Here is a 24,702-nt window from a genome sequence, read left to right as displayed (position 1 = left end):
GGCCGGTTACCGTGGGGCGCATGCGCCCCCGCCCCGCCCGCCGACCTGCCGGGCCCGCGGCCCTCGTCGCCCTCCTGGCGGGTCTGCTCGCCGTCGCGGGGTGCACGCCCGCCGTCCAGCAGGAGACGGTGACGCCGGGCCCGAGCACCGCCGCGGCGGCCCCCGCCGACGGTGACGTGGCGGCGCAGGAGCTGGTGTGGACGGACTGCGCAGACCTCGAGTGCGCGACGGCGCGCGTGCCGCTCGACTGGGCGGAGCCCGAGGGCGAGACGATCGGCGTCGCGCTCACCCGGCACGCCGCGACCGGTGAGCGCCTCGGGACGCTGTTCATCAACCCGGGCGGGCCCGGTGCCTCCGGCGTCGACTACGTCCCGGCGGCCCTGGCGGAGTTCTCCGACACGCTGCTGGCCTCCTACGACGTCGTCGGGTTCGACCCGCGGGGCGTCGGCCTGAGCACGCCCGTCGACTGCGTCGACGACGCCGAGCTCGACGTGCTGACGGCCACCGACCTCGACACCTCCGACGCCGGTCTCACCGAGGCCGCGGCGACGTGGGGTGCGGTGGGTGCGCAGTGCCTGGAGCGGACCGGCCCCCTGCTGGAGCACGTGGACACGGTCTCCGCGGCGCGCGACCTCGACCTGCTGCGCACGCTCGTCGGCGACGAGACCCTCACCTACCTGGGGTTCTCCTACGGCACGCAGCTCGGAGCGACCTACGCCGCGCTCTTCCCCGAGCGCGTCGGCCGTCTCGTGCTCGACGGCGCCCTCGACCCGACCCTGACGTCGACGGAGGTCTCCGCGGGGCAGGCGGCCGGCTTCGAGGGGGCGCTGCGGGCGTACGTCGCGTACTGCCAGGGGCAGGACACCTGCCCGCTCGACGGGGACGTCGAGGACGGTCTCGCGCAGGTCCGCACCCTGCTGGACAAGGCCACCGCCGCCCCTCTGACCACCGGGCAGGACCGGCGGCTGACCAGCGCTCTGGCGTTCTCGGGGATCGCCGCGACGCTCTACTCCCAGGCGTCCTGGGACCTGCTGACCCAGGGGCTGACGGCCGCGATCACGCGCGGGGACGGGTCGGTGCTGCTCGCGCTGTCCGACGCGTACTACCAGCGCGACGCCGAGGGCCGGTACACGAGCAACATGTTCGAGGCCTTCTGGTCGATCGGGTGCGCGGACTCCCGCGCCCCCGCGGACGTCGCCGAGATGCGCGCGGCGGCGGCCGAGGTCGAGGCGGCGGCGCCCACCGTGGGCCCGTGGTTCTCCTACGGCGGCGTCACGTGCGCGCAGTGGCCCACGCCCGTCGCCGAGCCGCTGCCCTCCTACGCGGCCGAGGGTGCGGCGCCGATCCTCGTCGTCGGCACGACGAACGACCCCGCGACGCCCTACGCGTGGGCCGAGAAGCTGGCGACGACGCTCTCGTCGGGCGTCCTGCTCACCTTCGAGGGGGAGGGTCACACGGCCTACCGCGCGAGCAACACCTGCATCGCGGACGTGGTCGACGCCTACCTCGTCGAGGGGACCGTGCCGGCCGACGGCACCCGCTGCTGACGGGGCGCGTCCACGCGGGTGGGCCGGGCCGGTTTGGGCGCTCGTCCGGCGCCGGGTATGGTGGACCCGCTCGCCGCGCCCCCGGGTCCGGCGACGCCGCCTTAGCTCAGTCGGCAGAGCGTCTCACTCGTAATGAGAAGGTCAAGAGTTCGATTCTCTTAGGCGGCTCATCGGACGGCCCCCGCCCTCGGCGGGGGCCGTCCTCGTCTCCGACGGAGGTGACGGCATGACGGGACCCCGCAGCGCCGGCGGCGGTCGCGGTCCGGACCCCGGCGGCCGCGGCACGGCCGCGCTCGTCGCGGGCCTGGCGCTGGCGGCGTTCACCGTCTCGACCGCGGTCGTGCTGCGCGTCGCCGCGCTCGTCGACCGGCGGCACGCAGCAGCGGAAGGCCCTCACGCTGCGGGCGACGAGGGGGTCAGCGGCCCGCGCCGGTGACGAACGCCTGGATGGCGCGGACGGCTGCGCCGCGGGGCCACTGCGTGCGGTCCTCGGGGCGGACGACGAGGCCGACCGGCGTCGCCTCCGGGTCGCGGTCCTCCGCCAGGCCCGACGCCAGCGCCTCCGACGCGACCGACGCCAGGCGCACGCCCTCGCCGCCCAGGACGACCGTCGGCGTCCCGGCGACGTTGGCGACGGCCGCGACCAGGCGGCCGAGCGCGCGGCCGGCGTCGTCCACCGCCCGGCGCGCGCCGGGATGCCCCGCCACCGCGAGGTCCAGCGCCTCGTCGTAGTCGACCCACCGGCCGACGGCGGCCGCGACCGCGCCCTGCACCCCGTGCTGAGTGACGAACGCCGACGCGCACCCCCGGTGCCCGTCGCTGCAGCGCGGGCCGTCGAGCGCGAGACGGTGGTGCCCGACGAGCCCCAGGCCGGCGTCCGGCCCCTGGACGAGCCGGTCGTGCACGACGAGGCCGAGCCCGACCCCGGCCCCGACCGTGAGCAGCGCGAAGTGCGGGTGCTCCCGGCCCGCGCCGAACCAGTGCTCGGCCTCCGTCCGCGCGACGAGGTCGTTGTCCACCGTGACCGCCCGGTCGAGCGCGGACCGCAGGGCCGGTCCCGCGGGGACGTCCCGCCACCCCAGGAAGGGGGCGCGCCGGACGGTCCCGTCGGGGGTGGTCTGGCCGCCGAGGCTGACGCCGACGCCCTCGAGCGGTGCGGCGCCCGGCGCCTCGGCAGCCAGCTCGCGGACGAGCCCGGCGACGACCTCCAGCACGGCGTCGGGTGCGTGGTCGGCCAGCGGGACGCGGCGGTGCGCCAGCACGGTCGCGCGCAGGTCGGTGAGGACGGCGACGGCGTCGTCGCCGGTGAGGTTCACCCCGACGAACGCGTGGGCCGAGGCGGCCACGTCGAGCGGCTGCGCCGGCCGGCCCCTGCCCGCGGGCACGTCGGCGGGTTCGACCTCGACGAGCAGGCCTGCGTCGACGAGCGGCCGGGTGAGGCGGCTCAGGCTCGCCTGCGACAGGCCCGTGCGGCGGGACAGCTCCGCCCGGCCCAGCGGTCCGTGCAGAAGGACCTCGAGCGCGACCGCCTGGGTCGACCCGTCGAGCGGCGCCCAGTCGGTCATGCGCGCACTTCCTTCCGTCGAGCAACGAAGCCTCGCGTCATCCTGCCGCAGGACCGCACGCCGCGTGACGCGGATCGCGCTTCTTGACGACAATTCCTTCCGGAGCAAAACTAGGAGGGCCGTCAGCGCTGCCGCACCCCGCCCTCCCGCCGTGGTGGCCCTCCGGCCGACCGTGCCATCCGCCCGACCGAGAGGCCCACCGGTGAGCATCCTGCCGTCCCCGCCCGACACCGTCCGCGCGGGTGCCGCCGGTGCGACCCCCGGGTCGCCCCTCGGGCCGTCCGGGGTGCTCGCCCTGCGCGCCGGCGGCACCGCCCTGCTGCTGGACTGCACCGGCGACCGCCTGCCGCGCGTCCTGCACTGGGGCGAGGACCTCGGCGACCTGGACGACGCCGCCCTCGCCGACCTGCGCCTGGCCGCCGAGCCCGGCCTCGCCTCGGGCCAGGCCGACGTCGTCGTGCCCTTGTCCCTCGTCGCCGAGCAGTCCGCCGGCTGGATGGGCACGCCCGGGCTGACCGGGCACCGCGAGGGGCGCGACTTCTCCACGGCCTTCCTCGTCACCGCCCTGACGCACGAGCGGCCCGCCGGCGACCCGTCCGTCGCCCACCGGGTCCGCGTGGACGCCCGCGACGAGACCGCCGGCCTCGCGCTCGGTCTCGACGTCGAGCTGCTGCACCCGGGGCTCGTCCGGCTGCGCGCCGAGGTCACCAACGTCGTTGAAGGCCTGTTCGACCTCGCCACGCTCGACGTCAACCTGCCCGTACCGCTGACCTCCGACGAGATCCTCGACCTCACGGGCCGCCACCTGCGCGAGCGCACCCCGCAGCGGCACGCCTTCACGCTCGGCACGCACCTGCGCGAGAGCCGCCGCTCCCGGGGTCACGACGCGAGCCTGCTGCTGGCCGCCGGCGAGCGCGGCTTCGGCTGGCGCGGCGGCGAGGTGCGTGCCGTGCACGTCGCCTGGCACGGCAACACGCGCACCTACGCCGAGCGCACCAACCTCGGCACGGGCCTGCTGGCCGGTGGGGAGCTGCTGCTCGCAGGTGAGATCCGGCTCGCCACGGGCGACTCCTACCGGGGGCCCTGGGTCTACGGCTCGGCGGCCGACGGCCTCGACGCGATGTCCGCGCGCTTCCACGGCTACCTGCGCTCGCGTCCCCACCACCCGCGCTCCCCGCGGCCGGTGCTCATCAACGTGTGGGAGGCGGTGTACTTCGACCACCGCCTCGACCGGCTCGTCGCGCTCGCCGACCTGGCCGCGTCCGTCGGCGTCGAGCGCTACGTGCTCGACGACGGCTGGTTCTCCTCGCGGCGGGACGACACCTCCGGCCTCGGGGACTGGACGGTGTCCGACGAGGTGTGGCCCGACGGCCTCGGCCCGCTCGTCGACCACGTGCACGGGCTCGGCATGCAGTTCGGCCTCTGGTTCGAGCCGGAGATGGTCAACCCGGACTCGGACGTCGCCCGCGCGCACCCCGAGTGGATGCTCGCCGCGGGGGAGCGGCTGCCCGTGCCGGCCCGGCACCAGCAGGTCCTCGACCTGACTCACCCGGGGGCGTACGCCCACGTCCGCGACCAGCTCCTGGCGGTCCTCGACGCCTACCGGATCGACTACGTCAAGTGGGACCACAACCGCGACCTCGTCGAGCCCGGCCACCGCCCGACGGGTCGCCCGGTCGCGCACGCCCAGGCCGGGGCCGTGCTGCGGCTCCTCGCCGAGATCCGCGCCGCGCACCCGCACCTGGAGATCGAGTCCTGCTCCGGCGGCGGCGGCCGCGCGGACCTCGGCATCCTCGAGCTGACCGACCGCATCTGGACCAGCGACGACATCGACCCGTTGGAGCGCCAGCAGATCGAGGCGTACACCTCGCTGCTCCTGCCGCCCGAGCTCATGGGCTCGCACATCGCCTCCCCTATCAGCCACTCCACCGGTCGCGGCCACAGCCTCGACCTCCGCGCGGGCACCGCCTTCTTCTCCCACCTGGGCATCGAGTGGGACCTCACGAGCGCGTCGCCCGAGGAGCTGGACCGCCTCCGCCTGTGGGTCGCCGCCCACCAGCGGCACCGCGACCTGCTGCACACCGGCACGGTCGTGCACGACGAGCGCCCCGACGGCTCTGCCTGGCTGCGGGGTGTCGTCGCCCCCGACCGGTCCGAGGCGGTCTACACCGTCGTCGCCCTCACCACCTCGCCCGTCTACCCGCCCGGGCAGTTCCGCCTGCCGGGGCTCGACCCGGACGCGCTCTACGACGTCCGCCCGCTGCCGCCCGGCGACGTCGTCGGCGGCCGCACGTCCCAGGCCGGGGCCACGCCCCCCTGGTGGACCCGCGGGGTCACGCTGCCCGGGTCCGTCCTGGCCCGCGTCGGCGTCCAGGCGCCCGGCCTCCACCCCGAGCAGATGGTCCTGCTGCACGTCACCCGCGTCACCCCCGCCACCGAGGAGCCCTCGTGACCCGTCCTCCCCGCCCCCGACGACGAGGGGCGCGTCGACGCGCCCTCGTCGTCGGGACCCTCACCGCCTCCCTCGTGGCGCTGGCCGGGTGCTCCGGCGCCGGCGACGGCCGCACCACGCTCACGTTCTTCCAGTTCAAGGGCGAGGCCGTCGCCCAGTTCGAGGCGCTGGCCCGGCAGTTCGAGGCCGAGAACCCGGACGTCCGCGTCGTGGTGCAGAACGTCCCGGACCCGGAGACCGCGCTGCGCACGCGCCTGGTGAAGGACGACGTCCCCGACGTGCTCACCCTCAACGGCAACGGCACCTACGGGGAGCTCGCCTCGGCGGGCATCTTCGCCGACTTCGCCGGCACCGAGGTGCTGGACCGGGTCAACCCCGCGTACGTCGAGGTCGTCGAGGCGCTCGGTGCCAGCGAGCCGGGAGCGGTCAACGGCGTCCCGTTCGCGGCCAACGCGAGCGGGGTCCTCTACAACGAGGAGCTCTTCGCGCAGCAGGGCGTCGAGGTCCCCACCACCTGGGACGAGCTCCTCGCCGCCGCCGAGACCTTCGAGGCCGCCGGCATCACCCCGTTCTACGGGATGCTCGGGGATGCGTGGACCGCGCAGTCACCCCTGGCGCCGCTGACGGCGCAGGACGCGCCCGAGGACTTCTTCGAGCGGCGTTTCGCCGACGAGACCACCTTCGCGGAAGGCTGGCGCAGCGCGTCGGAGAAGCTCGCGACGCTCTACGACTACACGCAGGCCAACGCCGGGGCGGTCGGCTACCAGGACGGGACGCGGGCGTTCGCGGAGGGGCAGTCCGCCATGCTCCTGCTCGGCTCCTACGCCGTGCCGCAGATCCGGTCCTTCGAGCCGGCCTTCACCGTCGGCAGCTTCGCGCTGCCTGCCACAGACGACCCGGAGCGCACGACGCTCGTGTCCGGCGTCGACGTGCTCGTCACCGTCGGGGCCGACGCCGAGCACCCCGAGGAGGCGCAGCGGTTCGTCGACTTCCTCGTCCAGCCCGACGTCATCGCCGACTACGCGGCCGAGCAGGTCGCGATCCCGACGCTCGAGGGCTCGTCCAACCCCGACCCGGCGCTCGCGGGCGTGCAGGAGTACATCGACGAAGGGCGCATCGTGGGCTTCACCGACCACCAGTTCATCCCGGCGATTCCGCTGCCGAACCTCCTGCAGGAGTACCTGCTGGACCGCGACCTCGACGGGTTCCTCCGCGGGCTCGACGACAGCTGGGACCAGGTCGCCTCCCGGCGCACCTGGGGCCTCGGGGCGGTGCAGGGATGACCGCCGTCGACGAGCGCCCGGCCGCGCCCGCGCCGGGCGCGCCGGCCGGCGGCAGCGGCGGCAGCGCCTCCCGCGGCACCGCCCGGGCCTTCGCGTGGATGGTCGTGCCGGCAGCCGTGCTCTTCGCGCTGTTCCACACGGTCCCGGTGCTGCAGGGCATCTTCTTCAGCTTCACCGACTCGCCCGGGTACGGGACGTGGGACTTCGTCGGGCTGCGCAACTACCTCGCGCTGTTCACCGATCCGCGGGTGGGGCACGCGTACCTGTTCACGGCGCAGTTCGCCGTCGTCGCGACGGTCCTCACCAACGTCATCGCGCTCGCCATCGCCGTGGGCCTGAACGCGAGGATCAGGTTCCGCACGACGCTGCGGGCCGTGTACTTCCTGCCCAACGTGCTGGCGATCCTCGTCGTGGGGTACGTGTTCCAGTACCTGTTCACGTTCTCGATCCCGGCCATCGCCACCGCGCTCGGCGTCGACGCCCTCGGCGAGTCGATCCTCGCCGACGCGACCTGGGCGTGGGTCGCGATCGTCGTCCTGGCCGTCTGGCAGGGCACCGCCTTCAACATCATCATCTACCTCGCCGGACTGCAGACCGTGCCCGGCGAGCTCTACGAGGCCGCGTCCCTCGACGGCGCCGGGGCCTGGCGCCGCTTCCGCAGCATCACGTTCCCGATGATCCTCGGGTTCTTCACCATCAACATGGTGCTGTCCCTCAAGGGCTTCCTGCAGGTCTTCGACCACATCATCGCGATGACGGGCGGCGGGCCGGGCACGTCGACGGAGTCCGTGGGCGTGCTCATCTACCGAGGCGGGTTCCAGGGCGGCGAGTACGGCTACCAGCTCGCCAACGCCGTGCTCTTCATGGTCGTCATCGTCGCCTTCGCGGTGTTCCAGATCCGCGTGCTGCAGTCCCGGGAGGAGACCGCATGAGCACCCAGACCGTCGCCGCCGGACCCCGCCCCGGGGCCGGTCTGCCGCCCGAGGGGCCGGCGGGGCCCCGCCGTCGTCTGCGCCGCCGCCCCGGCGGCGACGAGGAGACCGGCCGCACGAATCCCTGGCTGACCGGCCTGCTCATCGCCCTCGCGCTGACCGTCGCCGTGCCGCTGTACTTCACCGTCGTCACGGCGCTGAAGACGCCGGCGCAGCTCGGCGGCACCGGGTTCGAGCTGCCGACGTCGGTCCGCTGGGCGAACTTCTCCGACGCGTGGCGCCTGACCGACTTCCCACGAGCGGCGCTGAACAGCGCGGTCATCACCGTCGGCGCCGTCGTGCTGACGCTGCTGACGAACTCGCTCGTCGCCTACGCCATCGCGCGGAACATGCACCGCCGCCGGTACAGGGCCCTCTTCTTCTACTTCATCTCCGCGCTGTTCGTGCCCTTCCCCATCCTCATGCTGCCCGTCGCGAAGCAGACGGCGCTCATGGGGCTGGACAACCAGCTCGGCCTGATCCTGCTGTACACGGTGTACGGGCTGAGCTTCAACGTGTTCGTCTACGTCGCCTACATCCGCTCCATCCCGGTGGAGCTGGAGGAGGCCGCCCGGATGGACGGCGCGTCGACGTGGACCGTCTTCTGGCGGATCGTGTTCCCGCTGCTGGGGCCGATGAACGCCACGGTCGGCATCCTCACGTGCCTGTGGGCGTGGAACGACTTCCTGCTCCCGCTCGTCATCGTCTCCGATCCCGGCGCCGCCACCCTGCCGCTGCAGCAGTACGTGTTCCAGAGCCAGTTCTCCACCAACTACCCCGTCGCCTTCGCCTCGTACCTCATGGCGATGATCCCCATGGTCGTGGTCTACGTGATCGCCCAGCGCTGGGTCATCTCCGGTGTCACGCGCGGCTCGGTGAAGTGAGGATCACGACCATGACGACGAGCACCTCCGCGACGAGCACCCCCTCGACGTCCGCTGGCCCGTCCGCGACCGCCGCGGCCCCTGCCTGGTGGACGTCCGCCACCGTCTACCAGGTGTACCCGCGCTCGTTCGCGGACTCCGACGGCGACGGCGTCGGCGACATCCCCGGCATCCGCGCGCACGTGGACCACCTGGCGGCGCTCGGCGTCGACGTCGTGTGGCTGTCCCCCGTGTACGCCACGCCGCAGGACGACAACGGCTACGACATCAGCGACTACCGCGCCGTCGACCCGACCTTCGGCACGCTCGAGGACCTCGACGGGCTCATCGCCGACCTGCACGACCGCGGCATCAGGCTCGTCATGGACCTCGTCGTCAACCACACCTCCGACGAGCACGCGTGGTTCGTCGAGTCCCGCTCCTCGTCGGACAACCCGAAGCGGGACTGGTACTGGTGGCGGCCGGCGCGCGCCGGCATGGAGGCCGGCGCACCCGGCGCCGAGCCGACGAACTGGGGCTCCTTCTTCTCCGGCCCCGCCTGGGAGCTCGACCAGGCCACCGGCGAGTACTACCTGCACCTGTTCTCCCGCAAGCAGCCGGACCTCAACTGGGAGAACCCGCAGGTCCGCGAGGCCGTCTACGACATGATGCGCTGGTGGCTCGACCGCGGGGTCGACGGCTTCCGCATGGACGTCATCAACCTCATCTCCAAGCGGGTGGGCGACGACGGGTCGCTCACGGACGGGCCCGTGGGCGGCAACGGGCCCTACGGCGACGGCAGCGCGGAGTACGTGTGCGGCCCGCGCATCCACGAGTTCCTGGCGGAGATGCACCGCGAGGTCTTCGCCGGCCGCGAGGCCGACCTCATCACCGTCGGCGAGATGCCGGGCGTGACCGTCGACGACGCGCGGCTGTTCACCGACCCGGCCCGGGCCGAGGTCGACATGGTGTTCCAGTTCGAGCACGTCGGCCTCGACCACGGCCCCGGCGGCAAGTTCGACGTCCGACCGCTGCGGCTGACCGACCTCAAGGCGTCCTTCGGGCGCTGGCAGGCGGGCCTGGCCGACGTGGGGTGGAACAGCCTCTACTGGGACAACCACGACCAGCCCCGCGCGGTGAGCCGGTTCGGCGACGACTCGCCCGAGCACCGCGAGCGCTCGGCCGCCTGCCTGGCGACCCTGCTGCACCTGCACCGCGGCACGCCGTACGTCTACCAGGGCGAGGAGCTCGGGATGACGAACGCGCCCCTCGAGCGGATCGAGGACTTCCGCGACATCGAGTCGCTCAACCACTTCCGGCAGGCGGTCGACGCCGGTGCGGACCCCGACGACGTGCTCGTCGGCCTGCGTGCCATGGGCCGCGACAACGCCCGCACCCCGATGCACTGGGACGGCTCGGACCACGCGGGCTTCACCACGGGCGAGCCCTGGATCGCGGTCCAGCCGAACCACGACGCCGTCAACGCCGAGGCCGCCCGCGCCGACGAGCACTCGGTCTTCCACCACTACCGCCGACTCATCGCCCAGCGGCACGCGGAGCCCGTCGTCGCCCTCGGGGACTTCACGATGCTCCTCCTCGACGACGAGCAGGTGTACGCCTTCACCCGCACGCTGACGACGGACGCGGGGGACGAGACCGTGCTCGTGGTCGCCAACGTCTCCTCGTCGCCGGCGCGCGCGGCCGTTCCCGACGCGGCCGCCTGGGCCGACGCCGAGCGCCTCGAGGGCTGCACCTACCGTCCGGACGAGGGGTCGGCCCCCGACGCGGACGCCGCGCTCGCGGCCGGTGCCCTGGCCCTGCGTCCGTGGGAGGCCCTCGTCCTGCGCCGCCGCGGCTGAGGCCGAGCCGTCCACGGGGTCGGGCCCGGCGTCCCACGGGCGCCGGGCCGGGCCGTGGGAGGCTGACGCCGTGCGGACGGGGAGCGGCTGATGGGGGCGGTCCTCGCGGCGCTCGGGACGATCGCGGCGGTCATCGGCGTCGGCGCGCTCGTCGGGCGGCTCGACGTGCTGGGGCCGCACGCCCCCCGCGTGCTGGCGCGGGTCGTGTTCGCGGTGGCGACCCCGTGCCTCATGGTCTCGACGCTCGCGCGGGCCGACCTGCACGCCCTGCTGTCCCGGTCCGCCGTGGCCGTCTGGGGCAGCACGGCCCTCGTGGCGCTGGTGGCGGCGCTCGTCCTGCGGTTCGCGCTGCGTCGGTCCGCGGCCGACGTGACGGTCGGGACGCTCGCGTCCTCCTACGTCAACGCCGGCAACCTCGGGCTGCCGCTGGCGGTGTACCTGCTGGGGACGCCGCTCGCCGTCGTGCCGACGCTGCTCTTCCAGCTCCTCGTGCTGGCGCCCGTCGGCTTCGCGGTGCTCGACGGCGCCCGTGCCCGGGCTCTCGCCGCCGACGGCGCGGTCCCGCCGCGGACCGGGCCGCTCGTGCTCCTGCGCCGCACGCTGAGCAACCCGATCATCGTCGGCACGCTGACGGGGCTCGTGCTGGCGGTGCTGCCGTGGGACCTGCCCGACGAGGTGCTGGCCCCCTTCGCGCTCGTCGGCCAGGCCGCCGCGCCCGTCGCCCTGCTGACCTTCGGCATGACGCTGTCCGCCCCGCGCGGTGCCGGCGAGGGGACGCCGCGGGCCGACCTCGCCCTGGCCGTCGTGCTGCGCTCGGTGGTGCATCCCCTGCTGGCGTGCGGGCTGGGGACGCTCGTCGGGCTGGAGGGGCGGGACCTGCTGGCGGTCACCGCCATGGCGTCGCTGCCGACGGCGCAGAACGTGCTGGTCTACGCGGTGCAGTACGGCCGCGGCCAGCCCCTGGCCCGCGACGCCGGCCTCGTCACGACGGTCCTGGCCGTCCCCGTGCTCCTGGTGGTGGCAGCCACCCTCGGCTGACCGCGGCGGGTGAGCGACCGTGCTGCCGCGGGCCGGGCGGCCGGAGCTCGGGCCCCGATGGTCGCGCTGGCGGGGTCGTGCTGCCGGGGTCGTGCCGACGTCGCCGTCGTCCCCCGGGGGCAACAGCCGCCGCGCTACGGCGAGGTACCACGCTCGGGGGCCCGGGCGCGGCGTGTCGTGGCATCTCGACGGGTGTCTCCGGGGGGCGCTCGGCTGCTCGACGCATCGGGGCCAGCTCAGGGACCTCGGGTGACGCCGAGTTGCCACGACGGGACCTCGGGCGACGCCGAGATGCCACGACGCGCCGCGGTGGCGGTCCTCCCCGTGGTACCTCGGCGTAGCGCGGCGGGAGGCCCGGCAGACCGGGCGCGAGCACGCGGGAGCCGCGTCGGCCTCGTCGTTCAGGGGTTGGTCGTGCTGGGGCGGCTCGCCGATGGGTGGACGTCGGTCGTGCAGGCCGCGGGTGCGTGGTCGGTGGGTGCCTGGTCGGTCGGGATGTCGGTGGGTGCGTGGTCGGGCGGGGGGCGGACGGCGGCGGTGGTGCCGGGGATGCCACCGGCGGCGAGGGCCGCGCCCGCGAGCATGAGGGCCGCGCAGACGAGCATCGCCGTGCGGTGGGCCGGGGCGAGGACGGTCGGGTTCGTGAGACCCGACCCGACCCCCGCCACCAGCGGCAGGACCGCGACGGCCAGCAGACCCGCGACCCGTGCCACGGCGTTGTTGACGCCGCTGGCGGTGCCGGCCAGCGCGTCGGGGGCGGCCGCGAGGGCGGTGGTCGTCAGCGGGGCGACGAGGGTGGTCAGCCCCAGGCCGACGAGCACGACGCCGGGCAGCACGTCCGTGAGGTAGTCCGCGTCGGCACCGACCCCGGCCAGGAGGACGAGTCCGCCGGCGGCGACCACGGGCCCGACCGTCATGGGCAGGCGGGGGCCGAGACGCGCCCCGAGCGCCCCGGCCGTCGGCGACCCGAGCAGGAGCAGCAGGGTCATGGGCAGCGACGCGATGCCGGCCGCCAGGGCGCTCCAGCCCGCGACGACCTGCAGGGTCGTGGTGAGGAACAGCCCGAGGCCCGACAGGGCGGCGTAGACGACGAAGGTGGAGGCGTTCGTCGCGGCGAACGGTCGCCAGCGGAACAGCCCGACCGGCACGAGCGGGGCGGTCGCCCGCCGCTCGACGAGCACGAACGCCACCAGCGTCGCCGCACCCAGGGCCAGGGCGACGACGACGTCGGGCCCGGCCGCGCCCTCGTCGGCCCACCGCGTGAAGCCCCACGTGACGGCGGCCAGGCCCCCGGCCCCGACCACCGTGCCCGCCACGTCGAGCCGGCCGCCACCCGGCTGCCGCGTCTCGGGCACGTGCCGCAGCGCCGCGACCACGACGAGCGCGGCCAGCGGCAGGTTGATCGCGAAGATCCACCGCCAGGAGACCGAGTCGACGATCCACCCGCCGAGGAAGGGGGCGAGCGCGCCGGCGATCGCCCCCAGCCCCGACCACGCCCCGATGGCGCGGGCCCGGTCCTCGCCGGCGAAGGTGGACTGCAGGATCGCCAGCGAGCCCGGCGTCAGCAGCGCCCCGCCGACGCCCTGGACGACGCGGGCCGCGACGAGCGCCTCGGCGCTGGGGGCGAGCGCGCACGCCAGCGACGCGACGGCGAACCACACGACGCCGACGAGGAACACCCGCCGCCGGCCCCACCGGTCGCCCAGCGAGCCGCCGAGCAGCAGGAACGCCGCGAGCGTGAGGCCGTAGCCGTTCACGGTCCACTGCAGCTGCGCCGTGCCGGCCCCGAGGTCGGCGGCCAGGTGGGGCAGCGCGACGATCACGACCGTCGCGTCGACGAACGCCAGCGCCGACCCCAGGACGGTCGCGGTGAGCACCCACCGCCCGCGCGCGGACCGGTAGGGGACGGGTCTCTCGTCGGGCACGGGCCCACCGTCCTCCTGCGGACCGCCGCTGACGAGCCCCCGACCAGCGGGTCCACGTCCCACGATGCGGACCGAGGACCGGGCCGGTTGGATGACGCCGTGCCCCTGACGACCCTCGGCTTCCACGCCTCCCACGAGCAGCTGCACCCCTCCGTCCTCCTGCGCGCGGTGCAGCGCGCGGAGAAGGCAGGCTTCGACGCCGCGATGTGCTCCGACCACCTCGCGCCCTGGAACACGCGGCAGGCCCACTCGGGCTTCGCGTGGGCGTGGCTCGGGGCGGCCCTCGCGACGACCGACCTCCGGTTCGGCGTCGTCAACGCCCCGGGCCAGCGGTACCACCCGGCGATCGTCGCGCAGGCGATCGGCACGCTCGGGGCCATGTTCCCCGGCCGGTTCTGGGCCGCGCTGGGCTCGGGCGAGAACATGAACGAGCACGTCACCGGCGACCCGTGGCCGCCGAAGGACGTCCGCGACGCGCGGCTGCGCGAGTGCATCGACGTGATCCGCCGACTGCTCGCGGGGGAGGAGGTGAGCCACGACGGCCTCGTCACGGTCGACCGCGCGCGGGTCTGGACGCTGCCCGACGTCACGCCGCCGCTCATCGCGCCGGCCGTCACGGTCCGGACCGCCGAGCGTGCCGCGGAATGGGCCGACGGGCTGGTCACCATCAACCAGCCGGTCGAGGTGCTGCAGGACGTCGTCGCCGCCTACCGCGGCAACGGCGGGCGGGGGCCCGTCGTGCTGCAGGTGCACCTGCAGTGGGGGCCCGACGAGGAGACGGCGGTGCGGGTCGCGCACGAGCAGTGGGGCTCCAACGTGCTGCAGCCGCCGCTGTGCTGGGACCTCGACGGCCCGGAGGCCTTCGAGCAGGCGACCGCGTTCGTGCGCCCCGAGGACGTGCGCGGCGGCGTGGTGATCTCCCAGGACCTCGACGAGCACGTCGACCAGCTCCTGGAGTACGCCTCCCTCGGCTTCGACGAGATCTACCTCCACCACGTCGGCCCGGAGCTCGACGCCTTCGTCGACGCGTTCGGCGAGCACGTGCTGCCGCGGGTGCGGGCCGGCGCCGGCGCGGACCCCTCGTCGGGCGCCCGCGTGGGGCGCACGCGCATCGACGCCGAGCAGGACGCGTCGGTGGCGAGCGCATGAGGATCACGCAGACCGCCGACCTGTGGTGGAAGAACGCGGTCGTCTACTGCCTGGACCCCGAGACGTTCTTCGACAGCGACGGGGACGGCGTCGGGGACCTCGCGGGGCTCGCCCAGCGCATCGACCACCTCGCCGAGCTGGGCGTCACGTGCCTGTGGCTCATGCCGTTCTACCCGACGGCGGAGAAGGACGACGGCTACGACATCACCGACCAGTACGGTGTCGACCCCCGGCTGGGCAACGCCGGCGACGTCGTCGAGCTGATCCGCACGGCGGCGGACCGCGGGATCCGCGTCATCGCCGACCTCGTCGTCAACCACACCTCCGACCAGCACCCCTGGTTCGTCGAGGCGCGGAAGGCGAAGGACAACCCGTACCGCGACTACTACGTGTGGCGCTCCGACCCGCCGCCGGACACCTCGGACCAGGTCGTCTTCCCCGACCAGGAGGACAGCATCTGGGAGCTCGACGAGGCCACGGGCGAGTGGTACCTGCACCGCTTCTACAAGCACCAGCCGGACCTCAACATCGCCAACCCGCTGGTCCGCGACGAGATCGCCAAGGTCATCGGGTACTGGCTCCAGCTCGGCCTGTCCGGGTTCCGGGTCGACGCGGTGCCGTACATGATCGAGACGGTCGGGCTCGACGAGGGCGAGGAGGCCCGCTACGGCGACCCGCACGTCTACCTGGCCTCGCTGCGCCAGCTCCTGGCCCGTCGGCAGGGCAGCGCGATCCTCCTCGGCGAGGTGAACCTGCCCTACCCCGAGGCGCGCACGTTCTTCGGCGACGGGCACGGCGACGAGCTGACGATGCTCTTCGACTTCGTCGGCAACCAGGCGATGTACCTGTCGCTGGCCCGGCAGGACGCCACGCCGCTGGCCGACGCGCTGCGGGCGCGGCCGGAGATCCCCATCGACGCGCACTGGGCGACCTTCGTCCGCAACCACGACGAGCTGACCCTGGACAAGCTCACCGAGGACGAGCGCCAGGAGGTCTTCGCGGCCTTCGGCCCCGACGAGGACCTGCAGCTCTTCGGACGGGGGCTGCGGCGACGCCTGCCGACGATGCTCGGCGGCGACCCGCGCCGGATCCGGTGCGTGTACTCCCTGCTCTTCGCCCTGCCCGGCACGCCGACGCTGTTCTACGGCGAGGAGATCGGCATGGGGGAGAACCTCGAGCTGGAGGGTCGCCTGGCCGTCCGCTCGCCCATGCAGTGGACGGACGAGCCGAACGGCGGCTTCTCGACCGCCGACGCGGCGGACCTGTGCGCGCCGGTGACGCAGGGCGGGTTCGGGCCGGAGTTCGTCAACGTCCGCGCCCAGCGCCGCGACCCGGACTCGCTGATGTCCCACGTCACGCGCCTCGTGCAGCGCTACCGCGAGTGCCCCGAGCTGGGCTGGGCGCCGCTGTGCGTCCTGGAGCAGCCGCACGCGGCCGTGCTCGCCCTGCGCAGCACCGTGGACGACGACACGGTGGTGACGCTGCACAACCTCGGCGACGAGCCGGTGACCGTGCCGCTGGACCTGTCGGACCTGCCGCAGGACCGCCGCCTGCTGGTGGACCTGCTGCAGGACGCGTCCACCCCGGTCGGTGACGACGGCCGCGTGGAGCTGACGCTGGAGGGCTACGGCTACCGCTGGCTCCGTGCCGCCGGCCCGGGCATGGTCCGCCTGCTGTGAGGCCTCAGAGCAGCCGGACGTCGTAGGCGCGGAAGCGTGCGTCGACGGTGAGGAGGAGGAGATCCCGCCGTGCGGCCTGCGCGATGAGCATCCGGTCGAACGGGTCGTCGTGGTGGCGCGGGAGCGCACCCGCTGCCAACCCGTCCTCGACCGAGATCGTGAGCGGGGTGAAGCCCTGCTCCTCGAGCTGCTGCGCGAGCCCGTCGGGGACCTCGAGCCTGCCGAGCGCCGCCTCCATCGAGATCTCCCATGCCGACACGGCGGACACGAGGACCTCGGCCACGGGGTCGGCGATGCGGGTGCGCATCCCCGATGGCAGCCGCGCGTCGTCGGGCAACCACCAGAGCAGGACGTGCGTGTCGAGCAGGAGGCTCACGGGTGCCCGTCCTCCGTGCCCTCCTCGAACGCCGCGACGAGCTCAGCCGGCGTCTCGTCGAAGTCGTCGGCGATGATCACCCGTCCGCGCCACGACCCGGGCTGCATGCCCCGACCGTAGTGGACTAAGTCGGACCAGGTCGAGAGCCGCCTCCGGGCGACCGGTGCCGCTGGTGCCGCCGAGGCGTCCGCCGCAGACTGGCGGGACGCGCCGCGGGGGTCGCGGCGCGGGACCGGAGGACCCATGACCGACCTGCTGCCCCTGCCCGCGCCGCCCTCGCCGGTCCCGGTCCCCGGCACGGGACTCGACCGGGACGAGCACCTCGCGCTCGTGCCGGAGGTCGAGGCGCTGGTCCGGCGGTGGCTCGACGAGGCGTCGGCGCATCCCGCGGACCCGGCGGCGGCGCGGCTGGCCGGGCTGCTGACCGACCCGGACGGGCTCGCCTTCGCCGTCGGGTTCGTCGACGACGTCGTGCGGCCGGAGGACCTCGGCGTGGCGGCACGGGCGTTGGCGCGGCTGGCGCCGGGGGTGCCGCGGTTCCTGCCCGCGCACCTGCGGGCGGCGGTGCGGCTCGGCGGGGTTCTCGCGCCGGTGCTGCCCTGGGCGGTCGTGCCGGTGGCGCGGCGGGTGCTGCGCTCGATGGTCGGGCACCTCGTGGTCGACGCGACCGATGCCCGGCTGGGGCGGGCGATCGCGGCGCTGCGGTCCGAGCCGGGGACGCGGCTCAACGTCAACCTGCTCGGGGAGGCGGTCCTCGGCCGGCGCGAGGCGGACCGGCGGCTGGCGGGGCTGCGGCGCCTCGTCGAGCGGCCGGACGTCACCTACGTGTCGGTCAAGGTGTCCGCGGCGGTGGAGCCGCACGCGCCTTGGGCCTTCGAGGCCGCGGTCGAGGACGTCGTCGAGCGGCTGGCCCCGCTCTACGCGACCGCCGCCGCCACCGATCCGCCGACGTTCGTCAACCTCGACATGGAGGAGTACCGCGACCTCGACGTGACGCTCGCGGTGTTCGAGCGCCTGCTCGACCGGCCGGAGCTGCTGCACCTGGAGGCCGGGGTCGTGCTGCAGGCCTACCTGCCGGACGCGGTCGCGGCGCTCGCGCGGGTGCAGGCGTGGGCGGCCGCCCGTCGGGCCCGGGCCGGGGCGCCCGTCAAGGTGCGGGTGGTCAAGGGCGCGAACCTGCCGATGGAGCGCGTCGAGGCGGAGCTGCACGGGTGGCCGCTCGCCACCTGGGGCAGCAAGGTCGCGACGGACACGCAGTACAAGCGCGTGCTGGACCTGGCGCTGCGGCCGGCGCACACCGACGCCGTCCGGGTGGGCGTGGCGGGGCACAACCTCTTCGACGTCGCGCACGCCTGGCTGCTGGCGGGACGGCGCGGCGTCCGCGACGCGATGGACGTCGAGATGCTGCTCGGCATGGCGCCGGGGCAGGCCGCGGCCGTCCGACGCGAGGTCGGGGAGCTGCTGCTGTACACGCCCGTCGTCGCACCGGCGGAGCTCGACGTGGCGATCGCCTACCTCGTCCGACGGCTGGAGGAGGGCGCCTCGTCGGACAACTTCATGTCCGCCGTGTTCTCCCTGCACGACGACGAGGACCTCCTGCGGCGCGAGCGCGACCGGTACGTCGCCTCGGTGGAGGCCCTGACGCCGGAGGTGCCGGCGCCGCACCGCACCGCGGACCGGTACGCGGCCGTCGGACGGCCGGGGACGGGCGGCCGGCGCGCCCGCTGGGTGAGCACCCCGGCCACGGACCCGGCCGTCGCGGAGAACCGCGCGTGGGTCGACGGGATCCTCGCGCGCGCGGCCGGCTCGGTGCTCGGCGTCGCGGAGGTGGCGGCGGCGCGCGTGGACGACGAGGACGCGCTCGACGCGCTGCTCCGCGCGACGGCCGCGGCCGGACGCGCCTGGGGCGCGCGACCCGCGGGCGAGCGCGCGGCGGTGCTGCACCGCGCCGGGCACGCGCTGGAGGAGCGGCGGGCTGCCCTGCTGGAGGTCATGGCCGCCGAGGCCGGCAAGACCGTCGACCAGGGCGACCCCGAGGTGTCGGAAGCAGTGGACTTCGCGCACCACACGGCGGAGCTCGCGCTCGACCTCGAGGCCGTCGACGGCGCCCGCCCGGTGCCCGTCCCGCTGACCCTCGTCGTGCCGCCGTGGAACTTCCCGGTCGCGATCCCGGCCGGCGGGGTGCTCGCCGCGCTCGCGGCCGGCAGCGCGGTGGTGCTCAAGCCCGCGCCGCCGGCCCGGCGCTGCGCGGCGGTCGTCGCGGAGGCGCTGTGGGCCGCGGGGGTGCCGGAGTCGGTGCTGCGGCTGGTGGTCGTCGACGACGAGCCGCTGGGGCCGGCCCTCGTCGCCCACCCCGCCGTGGACCGCGTGCTGCTCACGGGGTCCTACGAGACCGCCGAGCTCTTCCGCCGCCTGCGGCCGGACCTGCCGCTGCTGGCGGAGACGAGCGGCAAGAACGCCGTGGTGGTCGCGCCGAGCGCGGACCTGGACGCCGCCGCGCGGGACGTGGTCGCCAGCGCCTTCGGGCACGCGGGGCAGAAGTGCTCGGCGGCGTCGCTCGTCGTGCTCGTCGGGTCGGTCGGGCGGTCCCGGCGGTTCCGGGACCAGCTCCTCGACGCGGTGGCGTCGCTGCCGGTCGGCGAGGTGTGGGACCCGCGCACGCGGATGGGCCCGCTCGTCGAGCCGGCCGGGGGCAAGCTGCTCGCGGGGCTCACGGACCTCGGCGACGGCGAGCGGTGGGCGCTGCGGCCGGAGCGGCTGGACGCGGAGGGGCGCCTCTGGTCGCCGGGGGTGCGGGTCGGCGTGCGGCGCGGGTCGGCCTTCCACCGCACGGAGTACTTCGGTCCGGTGCTCGGCGTCATGACGGTCGCGACGCTGGAGGAGGCGCTGGAGGTGGTGGACGACGTCGACCTCGGCCTCACCGCCGGGCTGCAGACCCGGGACGCGGACGACCTGGCGCGCTGGCTCGACGGCGTCGAGGCGGGGAACCTCTACGTCAACCGCGGCACCACGGGCGCGATCGTCCGTCGGCAGCCGTTCGGCGGCTGGAAGCGGTCGGCCGTGGGTCCGGGCGCGAAGGTCGGCGGGCCGGACCACCTGCTGCCGCTCGTGGGCTGGGCGGACGCGCCCGCGACGCGCGGCCGGCCGGTGACCGACCCGGCCGTACGGGCGCTCGTCGACGCGGCCGACGCCGTGCCCGGCCTGCTCGACGAGGCCGCCCGCGCGCGCCTGGCCCGCGCGACCGGCTCCGACGCCGACGCCCTGGCGACGCACCTGGCCGCCACCGACCTGGCCGGGTTGGCGTGCGAGCGGGACGTGCTGCGGCACCTGCCGGTCGTCGCGGGCCGCGGCGGCCCCGTCGAGGTGCGCGCGGTCGCCGGGGCGCCGGTCGTGGACGTGGTGCGCGTGGTCGCCGCGGCGCTCGCGGTCGGGGCGGACGTGGCCGTGTCCCTCGCCGACGACCCCGGGCTCGACCTGGCGACCGCGCTGGCCGCGGCCGGGGACGTGCGGGTGGAGGACGACGCCGCGTGGGCGGCCCGGCTGGCCCGGCGGCGGGTCGCGCCGACGGGTGCGGCCTGGCCGCTGCGGGTGCGCCTCGTCGGGCACTGGGAAGCCGGCACGGGCGCGGACGGCGACCGGTCCAGGGAAGGGGGCACGGCCGCGGCGGCGGCGGCGCTCCGCGACGCGACGGCCGGGCGCCCTGACGTGGCGGTGTGGTCCGACCCGGTGACCGAGTCCGGCCGGGTCGAGACCCGCCCGTTCGTCCTCGAGCAGGCGGTGAGCCTCACGGCGCACCGGTTCGGCACGCCCGACGCGCTCGCCCGCGACGCCCGCCTGGACGTGGGGACACCGCCCGTCGCGGGGTCGTCGGCTCAGGCGGCCAGGGCGGCGGGGCGTCCCCACAGGTAGCCCTGCGCCACGCGGCAGCCTGAGGCGGAGAGCACGGCCGCGACCTCGTCGGTCTCGACGCCCTCCGCGACGAGGTCCAGCGACATCGCCCGCGCCATCGCCACCACGCCCTCGACGACCGCCCGGCTACGGGCGTCGGTGCGCATGGCGGCGACGAAGCTGCGGTCGATCTTCACCTCGTCGACCGGCAGCGCCGTGAGCTGCGTCAGGGACGAGTAGCCGGTGCCGAAGTCGTCGACCGAGAGCCGTACGCCCAGGGCGCGCAGCCGCTCGAGGTCCTCCACCAGGGGCCGGTCGATGGTCAGCAGGTGGGTCTCGGTCAGCTCCAGCACGACCCGGCCCGGGTCCATGCCGGTGCCCGTCAGGGCGTCGGTCACCACCGTCGCGAACCCGCCGTCCCCGAGCTGCGCCGCGCTGACGTTCACGTGCACGTCGACGTCGGCGCCGAAGGTCCGCGCGATGCGGGGCCACTGGGTGAACGCCTCGACGAGCGCCCACCGCCCCAGCGCCGGCATGACCCCGGACTGCTCCGCGACGGCCAGCCACTGCCCCGGCAGCAGCAGCCCGCGCTCCGGGTGCTGCCACCGCAGCAGGGCCTCGACGGCGGTGACCCGGGTGGACGCGATCTCGACGATGGGCTGGAAGTGCAGCACGAACTGCTGCCGCTCCACGGCGCGGCGCAGCTCGTCGTCGAGCTGGAGGTCCTGGCGTGCCCGGTCGAAGAGGACGTCGGCGAAGACGGCGGTCCGCCCGCGCCCGTCGGCCTTGGCCTCGTACATCGCCGTGTCGGCCTCGCGCAGCAGCGCCCCGGCGTCGGTGCCCGGGCGGGCGAGCGTGAGGCCGATGCTCGCGCCCACCGGGATGTCGCGGCCCTCGACGGTGACCGGGCGGCACACGTGCCGTGCGATGCGGGCGGCCAGCGCCGCTCCGGCCTTCGGGTCGGCGACGTCGGGGCAGCAGACGACGAACTCGTCGCCCCCGATCCGGGCGACCGTGTCCCCGGGCCGGACGGCGGCCACGAGGCGCTCGGCCACCTGCTGGAGCACGACGTCGCCGGCGGCGTGGCCGAGGGAGTCGTTGACGCGCTTGAAGTGGTCGAGGTCGAGGAACAGCACGGCGACGGTGGCGTCCGCGCGGGCGGGGGCCGCCAGCGCCTGCGCGATGCGCTCCGCGAGCAGGACGCGGTTGGGCAGGCCCGTGAGCTGGTCGTGCAGCGCCTGGTGGGACAGCCGGGCCTCGAGCTGCGTGCGGTCGGTGACGTCGACCAGCTGCAGGTTGGCCATGCGCTCCGTCCGCCCGTCCCCCTGCTCCTCGTGCAGGAGCACACCGGCGACCACGAGGCACGCGCGCCGCTCACCGGATGCCGTCCGGTGCTCCAGCTGCCCCTCCCACGCGTCCCGGGTCCCGGCGGCCAGCTCGTCGAGGACGGCGGCCAGCCGCCCGCGTTCGGCGGGCTCGAGGAGGTCGGGCCACGCCCGCCCGACGAGCCCGCCGCGCGGCGCGGCGTCGTGCTCGTCGCCCGGTGCGCCGTCGTGCGCGGCGCCCGGTGCGTCGTCCGGCGGCTCGTCCTGCCCCCACCAGCGCCGCAGGGCGGGGTTGGCGTACCGCACCACCCCGCGGGAGCGCGCCTCGAGCGAGACGAGGGCGTTCGGGACGACCGCGGACTGCCGCGTGCGCTCGAGGGCGTCGCCGCGGCGGTGCGCCGACTCGAGCGCGAGACGGCGCTGCCGGACCTCCAGGCTCAGCGCGAGCCCCACGAGTCCCGTGACACCGATGAACACCTGCACGACGACCGTCCGCGCGGCGACCGGTTCGACGTCGGCGAAGGGGCCCTGCCCGAGCAGCGTCGCCACCACGCCCAGGGCGGCGGCGGCCGCTCCGTAGGTGGAGGTCCAGGCCGGGGTGAGCCGCCACGCCACCAGGACGGTGACCGGCAGCGTGAGGAAGGCGTAGGCCTCGCCCCGGCCCAGCGCGTACAGCCACACGTCCACGGCGAGCGCCCCGAGGAGCACCACCGCGACCTCCGAGCGGCTGCGTGCCGCCGCCCGCCGTCCTGCCGCCCGGTCCTCCGACGCCGCTCGCCAGGCGAGGACCAGCGCCACCACGACGGCGGTGCTGGCGGTGAAGCGCGGCACCCACAGCACGACGATCGACCAGGCGGCGGCCAGGTCCTGCGGCCCCAGCACGGCCAGGAGGACCGGGGCCCCGGCGAGGGCGCCGGCCGTGCTCGCGACGCCGATCGCCAGCAGCCCGCGGCCGTCACGCAGCGAGCGGGGCGTGTGCCACGCCAGCCGTTCGAAGACCGCGCCGCCCACCACCGCGTGCGCCACGTTGGCCAGGGCGAACGCCGCCGACGTGAGCACCGGGGCGTGGGTGAGCACGTTGGCGACGAAGGCGAGGACGAGGAGCGCCGGCATCGCGACGCGGTACCGCAGGCGCACGGGCGTGAGGAGGAACCACAGCAGCGCGACCCCCGCCGCGGGCCAGACGAACGCGACCGGTGGGGAGGGCAGCCGCGTCAGGCCGCCCAGCACGCCGGCGACCAGGTACGCCAGAGCCGCGAGCGCCTGCACGGCGACCGGCCGCGGCACCGTCGTCACCCAGCTCTCCACCCGTGCCGGTGCGGAGGGCTCGCTGCTGGCCCTCCGACGTCCGGGCCTACCGTGTCACCGGCCGCGCGCCGCTGCATCCTGGTCCCACGGCGGCGAGGGGCGACCGGTGCCCGGGCGTGCGCTCCCGGTGCGGTCCAGCAGGGGTGTCGTGATCGCGGGCCGTGGCCCTACCGTCGGACGTGGTGGCTGGACGCGGTGGCCGGACGCGGTGGCCGGACGCGGTGGCCGGACGCGGTGGCCGGACGCGGTGGCATGACGCAGTGGCACGACGCGGTGGCCGGACGAGGCCGCCGCGGACGGGGGAGGGCGCATGACGGCACGGGACCGCACCGCCGAGCTGCTCGAGCAGCTCACGTGGCACTGGGAGGCCCAGCTGCGCCCGCGGCTCGACGGGCTCGGGGACGAGGAGTACCTGTGGGAGCCCGTGCCCGGCTGCTGGTCCGTGCGGCCGGAGGGGACGTCGACGGCGCCGCTGGCGCTCGGCACCGGCCCCTTCCGGCTGGACTACGCGCGCGAGGACCTCGACCCCGCGCCGGTGACGACGATCGCCTGGCGGCTGGGACACGTGGTCGTGGCCGTGCTGGCCGACCGCAACGCCCGGTACTTCGGCGGGCCGCCGGTGTCCGGGCGCACCTACCCGTACGACGGGCACGCGGTGGACGCGCTCGCGGCGCTCGACGACGCCTACGCGCGCTGGGTGGCCGGCGTCGCTGCGCTGGGTGCGGAGGACCTCGGGGCCGCGTGCCGTGAGCCGGGGTTCGAGGACCAGTCGATGGCGGCGCTGGTCCTGCACGTCCACCGCGAGGTGATCCACCACGGCGCGGAGATCAGCCTGCTGCGCGACCTGTGGGTGCACGGCCTTCGCTGAGAGCCGCCGCCCGCCGGGTCGGGCACGCGGTCACGCCTCGTCGGCCCCGTCCGTGGCCGTGTGCGCCCAGTCGGCGCGCAGGCGGCGCAGCAGGGTGGTGAGGGTCTCGACGTCCGCGGCCGACCAGTCGTGGACCGACCGCTGCCAGTGCTCGAGCTGCTCCGCCCGGAACGCCGTGTACTTCTCCCGCGCGGCCGGGGTGAGGTCGACGAGGCGCGCGCGGGCGTCGGTGGGGTCGGGGAGCCGCTCGACGAGGCCGAGGCGCTCGGCGGCGCTGATCTGCCGGCTCAGCGTCGAGGGGTCCAGCCGCAGCCGGCGGACCAGCTCCGTGGATCGCACGGCCCCCTGGGTGCCCAGCGCGGCGAGCAGCGGCACGGCGCTCGGGTCGAGGCGCGGGTGCAGCAGGCGGGCCAGCGCCCGGCCCTGCGCGCGGCGCAGCTGCCAGAGGGCCGAGACCTCGGCCTCGAGGGCGCCCAGGGGCGCGCCGTCGGCGGTCTCCCGCCCCGCCGCGCCCTGCCCGAGCACGGCACGCCCGACCGTGGACTCCATCGTGCTGGTCATCCGTACCTCCTCGCTCGCCCGCCCGGGAACGCCCCTCCCGCCGCC

17 protein-coding genes and 1 tRNA gene are annotated in these 24,702 nt (G+C 75.5%); 13 read left to right on the top strand and 5 right to left on the bottom strand.

Translation table 11 applies throughout. The features are described 5' to 3' along the window. The first annotated feature begins 20 nt into the window (after nucleotides 1-20). The 3 genes from BM048_RS04810 (at nucleotide 21) to BM048_RS04800 (ending at nucleotide 1,983) form a co-directional block, all read left to right on the top strand. Complete coding sequence (locus BM048_RS04810) at nucleotides 21-1,547, top strand: alpha/beta hydrolase (protein ID WP_090031309.1); 1,527 nt, start codon at nucleotides 21-23, stop codon at nucleotides 1,545-1,547. A gap of 95 nt (nucleotides 1,548-1,642) precedes the next feature. Beyond that, nucleotides 1,643-1,715 (top strand) — tRNA-Thr (locus BM048_RS04805). A gap of 58 nt (nucleotides 1,716-1,773) precedes the next feature. Beyond that, complete coding sequence (locus tag BM048_RS04800) at nucleotides 1,774-1,983, top strand: hypothetical protein (RefSeq protein WP_090031124.1); 210 nt, start codon at nucleotides 1,774-1,776, stop codon at nucleotides 1,981-1,983. On the opposite strand, the gene BM048_RS04795 is transcribed toward BM048_RS04800, so the two are convergent. Next, complete coding sequence (locus BM048_RS04795) at nucleotides 1,964-3,112, bottom strand: ROK family transcriptional regulator (protein WP_090031123.1); 1,149 nt, start codon at nucleotides 3,110-3,112, stop codon at nucleotides 1,964-1,966. The two genes, BM048_RS04800 and BM048_RS04795, sit on opposite strands and share 20 nt — an antisense overlap. A gap of 202 nt (nucleotides 3,113-3,314) precedes the next feature. Between BM048_RS04795 and BM048_RS04790 the strand changes: the two genes are divergently transcribed. From BM048_RS04790 to BM048_RS04765, 6 genes are all read left to right on the top strand, one after another. Further along, on the top strand, nucleotides 3,315-5,564 hold the full coding sequence (locus tag BM048_RS04790) for an alpha-galactosidase (RefSeq protein ID WP_239078607.1): 2,250 nt from the start codon (nucleotides 3,315-3,317) through the stop codon (nucleotides 5,562-5,564). After that, the gene (locus tag BM048_RS04785) at nucleotides 5,561-6,847 is read left to right on the top strand and encodes an ABC transporter substrate-binding protein (protein WP_175499279.1); all 1,287 of its coding nucleotides are present in this window, start codon (nucleotides 5,561-5,563) and stop codon (nucleotides 6,845-6,847) included. Before BM048_RS04790 ends, BM048_RS04785 begins: the two co-directional genes overlap by 4 nt. Next, on the top strand, nucleotides 6,844-7,779 hold the full coding sequence (locus BM048_RS04780; RefSeq protein WP_090031118.1) for a carbohydrate ABC transporter permease: 936 nt from the start codon (nucleotides 6,844-6,846) through the stop codon (nucleotides 7,777-7,779). The genes BM048_RS04785 and BM048_RS04780 overlap by 4 nt, the downstream gene beginning before the upstream one ends. Then, nucleotides 7,776-8,702, top strand: coding sequence for a carbohydrate ABC transporter permease (locus BM048_RS04775; RefSeq protein ID WP_090031117.1), 927 nt, complete (start codon nucleotides 7,776-7,778; stop codon nucleotides 8,700-8,702). The genes BM048_RS04780 and BM048_RS04775 overlap by 4 nt, the downstream gene beginning before the upstream one ends. 11 nt (nucleotides 8,703-8,713) lie before the next feature. Further along, complete coding sequence (locus BM048_RS04770) at nucleotides 8,714-10,540, top strand: glycoside hydrolase family 13 protein (RefSeq protein WP_090031115.1); 1,827 nt, start codon at nucleotides 8,714-8,716, stop codon at nucleotides 10,538-10,540. A 90-nt stretch (nucleotides 10,541-10,630) separates the two neighbouring features. After that, nucleotides 10,631-11,578, top strand: coding sequence for an AEC family transporter (locus tag BM048_RS04765; protein ID WP_090031113.1), 948 nt, complete (start codon nucleotides 10,631-10,633; stop codon nucleotides 11,576-11,578). A gap of 401 nt (nucleotides 11,579-11,979) precedes the next feature. Here BM048_RS04765 and BM048_RS04760 read toward each other — a convergent pair whose 3' ends face one another. Then, entirely contained in the window at nucleotides 11,980-13,503 is a 1,524-nt protein-coding gene (locus BM048_RS04760; protein WP_090031307.1) for an MFS transporter, read from the bottom strand. A 105-nt stretch (nucleotides 13,504-13,608) separates the two neighbouring features. Here BM048_RS04760 and BM048_RS04755 point away from each other — a divergent pair, with 105 nt between their 5' ends. Then, nucleotides 13,609-14,652 carry a TIGR03885 family FMN-dependent LLM class oxidoreductase gene (locus tag BM048_RS04755; RefSeq protein ID WP_090031305.1) on the top strand — a complete coding sequence of 348 codons (1,044 nt, stop codon included), beginning with the start codon at nucleotides 13,609-13,611 and terminating at the stop codon, nucleotides 14,650-14,652. Further along, on the top strand, nucleotides 14,649-16,331 hold the full coding sequence (locus BM048_RS04750) for an alpha-amylase family protein (protein WP_090031112.1): 1,683 nt from the start codon (nucleotides 14,649-14,651) through the stop codon (nucleotides 16,329-16,331). Before BM048_RS04755 ends, BM048_RS04750 begins: the two co-directional genes overlap by 4 nt. Before the next feature lie 4 nt (nucleotides 16,332-16,335). Here BM048_RS04750 and BM048_RS04745 read toward each other — a convergent pair whose 3' ends face one another. Next, complete coding sequence (locus BM048_RS04745; RefSeq protein WP_090031111.1) at nucleotides 16,336-16,707, bottom strand: type II toxin-antitoxin system VapC family toxin; 372 nt, start codon at nucleotides 16,705-16,707, stop codon at nucleotides 16,336-16,338. A 243-nt stretch (nucleotides 16,708-16,950) separates the two neighbouring features. Between BM048_RS04745 and BM048_RS04740 the strand changes: the two genes are divergently transcribed. Then, nucleotides 16,951-20,616 carry a bifunctional proline dehydrogenase/L-glutamate gamma-semialdehyde dehydrogenase gene (locus tag BM048_RS04740; protein ID WP_090031110.1) on the top strand — a complete coding sequence of 1,222 codons (3,666 nt, stop codon included), beginning with the start codon at nucleotides 16,951-16,953 and terminating at the stop codon, nucleotides 20,614-20,616. Here BM048_RS04740 and BM048_RS04735 read toward each other — a convergent pair. Beyond that, nucleotides 20,580-23,216 carry a bifunctional diguanylate cyclase/phosphodiesterase gene (locus BM048_RS04735; RefSeq protein ID WP_175499277.1) on the bottom strand — a complete coding sequence of 879 codons (2,637 nt, stop codon included), beginning with the start codon at nucleotides 23,214-23,216 and terminating at the stop codon, nucleotides 20,580-20,582. The genes BM048_RS04740 and BM048_RS04735 overlap by 37 nt on opposite strands. A 322-nt stretch (nucleotides 23,217-23,538) precedes the next feature. Here BM048_RS04735 and BM048_RS04730 point away from each other — a divergent pair, with 322 nt between their 5' ends. Continuing rightward, the gene (locus BM048_RS04730; protein ID WP_090031108.1) at nucleotides 23,539-24,096 is read left to right on the top strand and encodes a DinB family protein; all 558 of its coding nucleotides are present in this window, start codon (nucleotides 23,539-23,541) and stop codon (nucleotides 24,094-24,096) included. 30 nt (nucleotides 24,097-24,126) lie between these two features. Here BM048_RS04730 and BM048_RS04725 read toward each other — a convergent pair whose 3' ends face one another. Next, entirely contained in the window at nucleotides 24,127-24,657 is a 531-nt protein-coding gene (locus BM048_RS04725) for a MarR family winged helix-turn-helix transcriptional regulator (RefSeq protein WP_203708688.1), read from the bottom strand. Nucleotides 24,658-24,702 lie beyond the last annotated feature (45 nt).

The organism is Cellulomonas marina (assembly GCF_900111925.1).
GTDB classification, from domain to species: domain Bacteria; phylum Actinomycetota; class Actinomycetes; order Actinomycetales; family Cellulomonadaceae; genus Cellulomonas; species Cellulomonas marina.
Note: the sequence above shows the minus strand (reverse complement) of the source record. Positions and strands in the feature narration are given on the sequence as shown.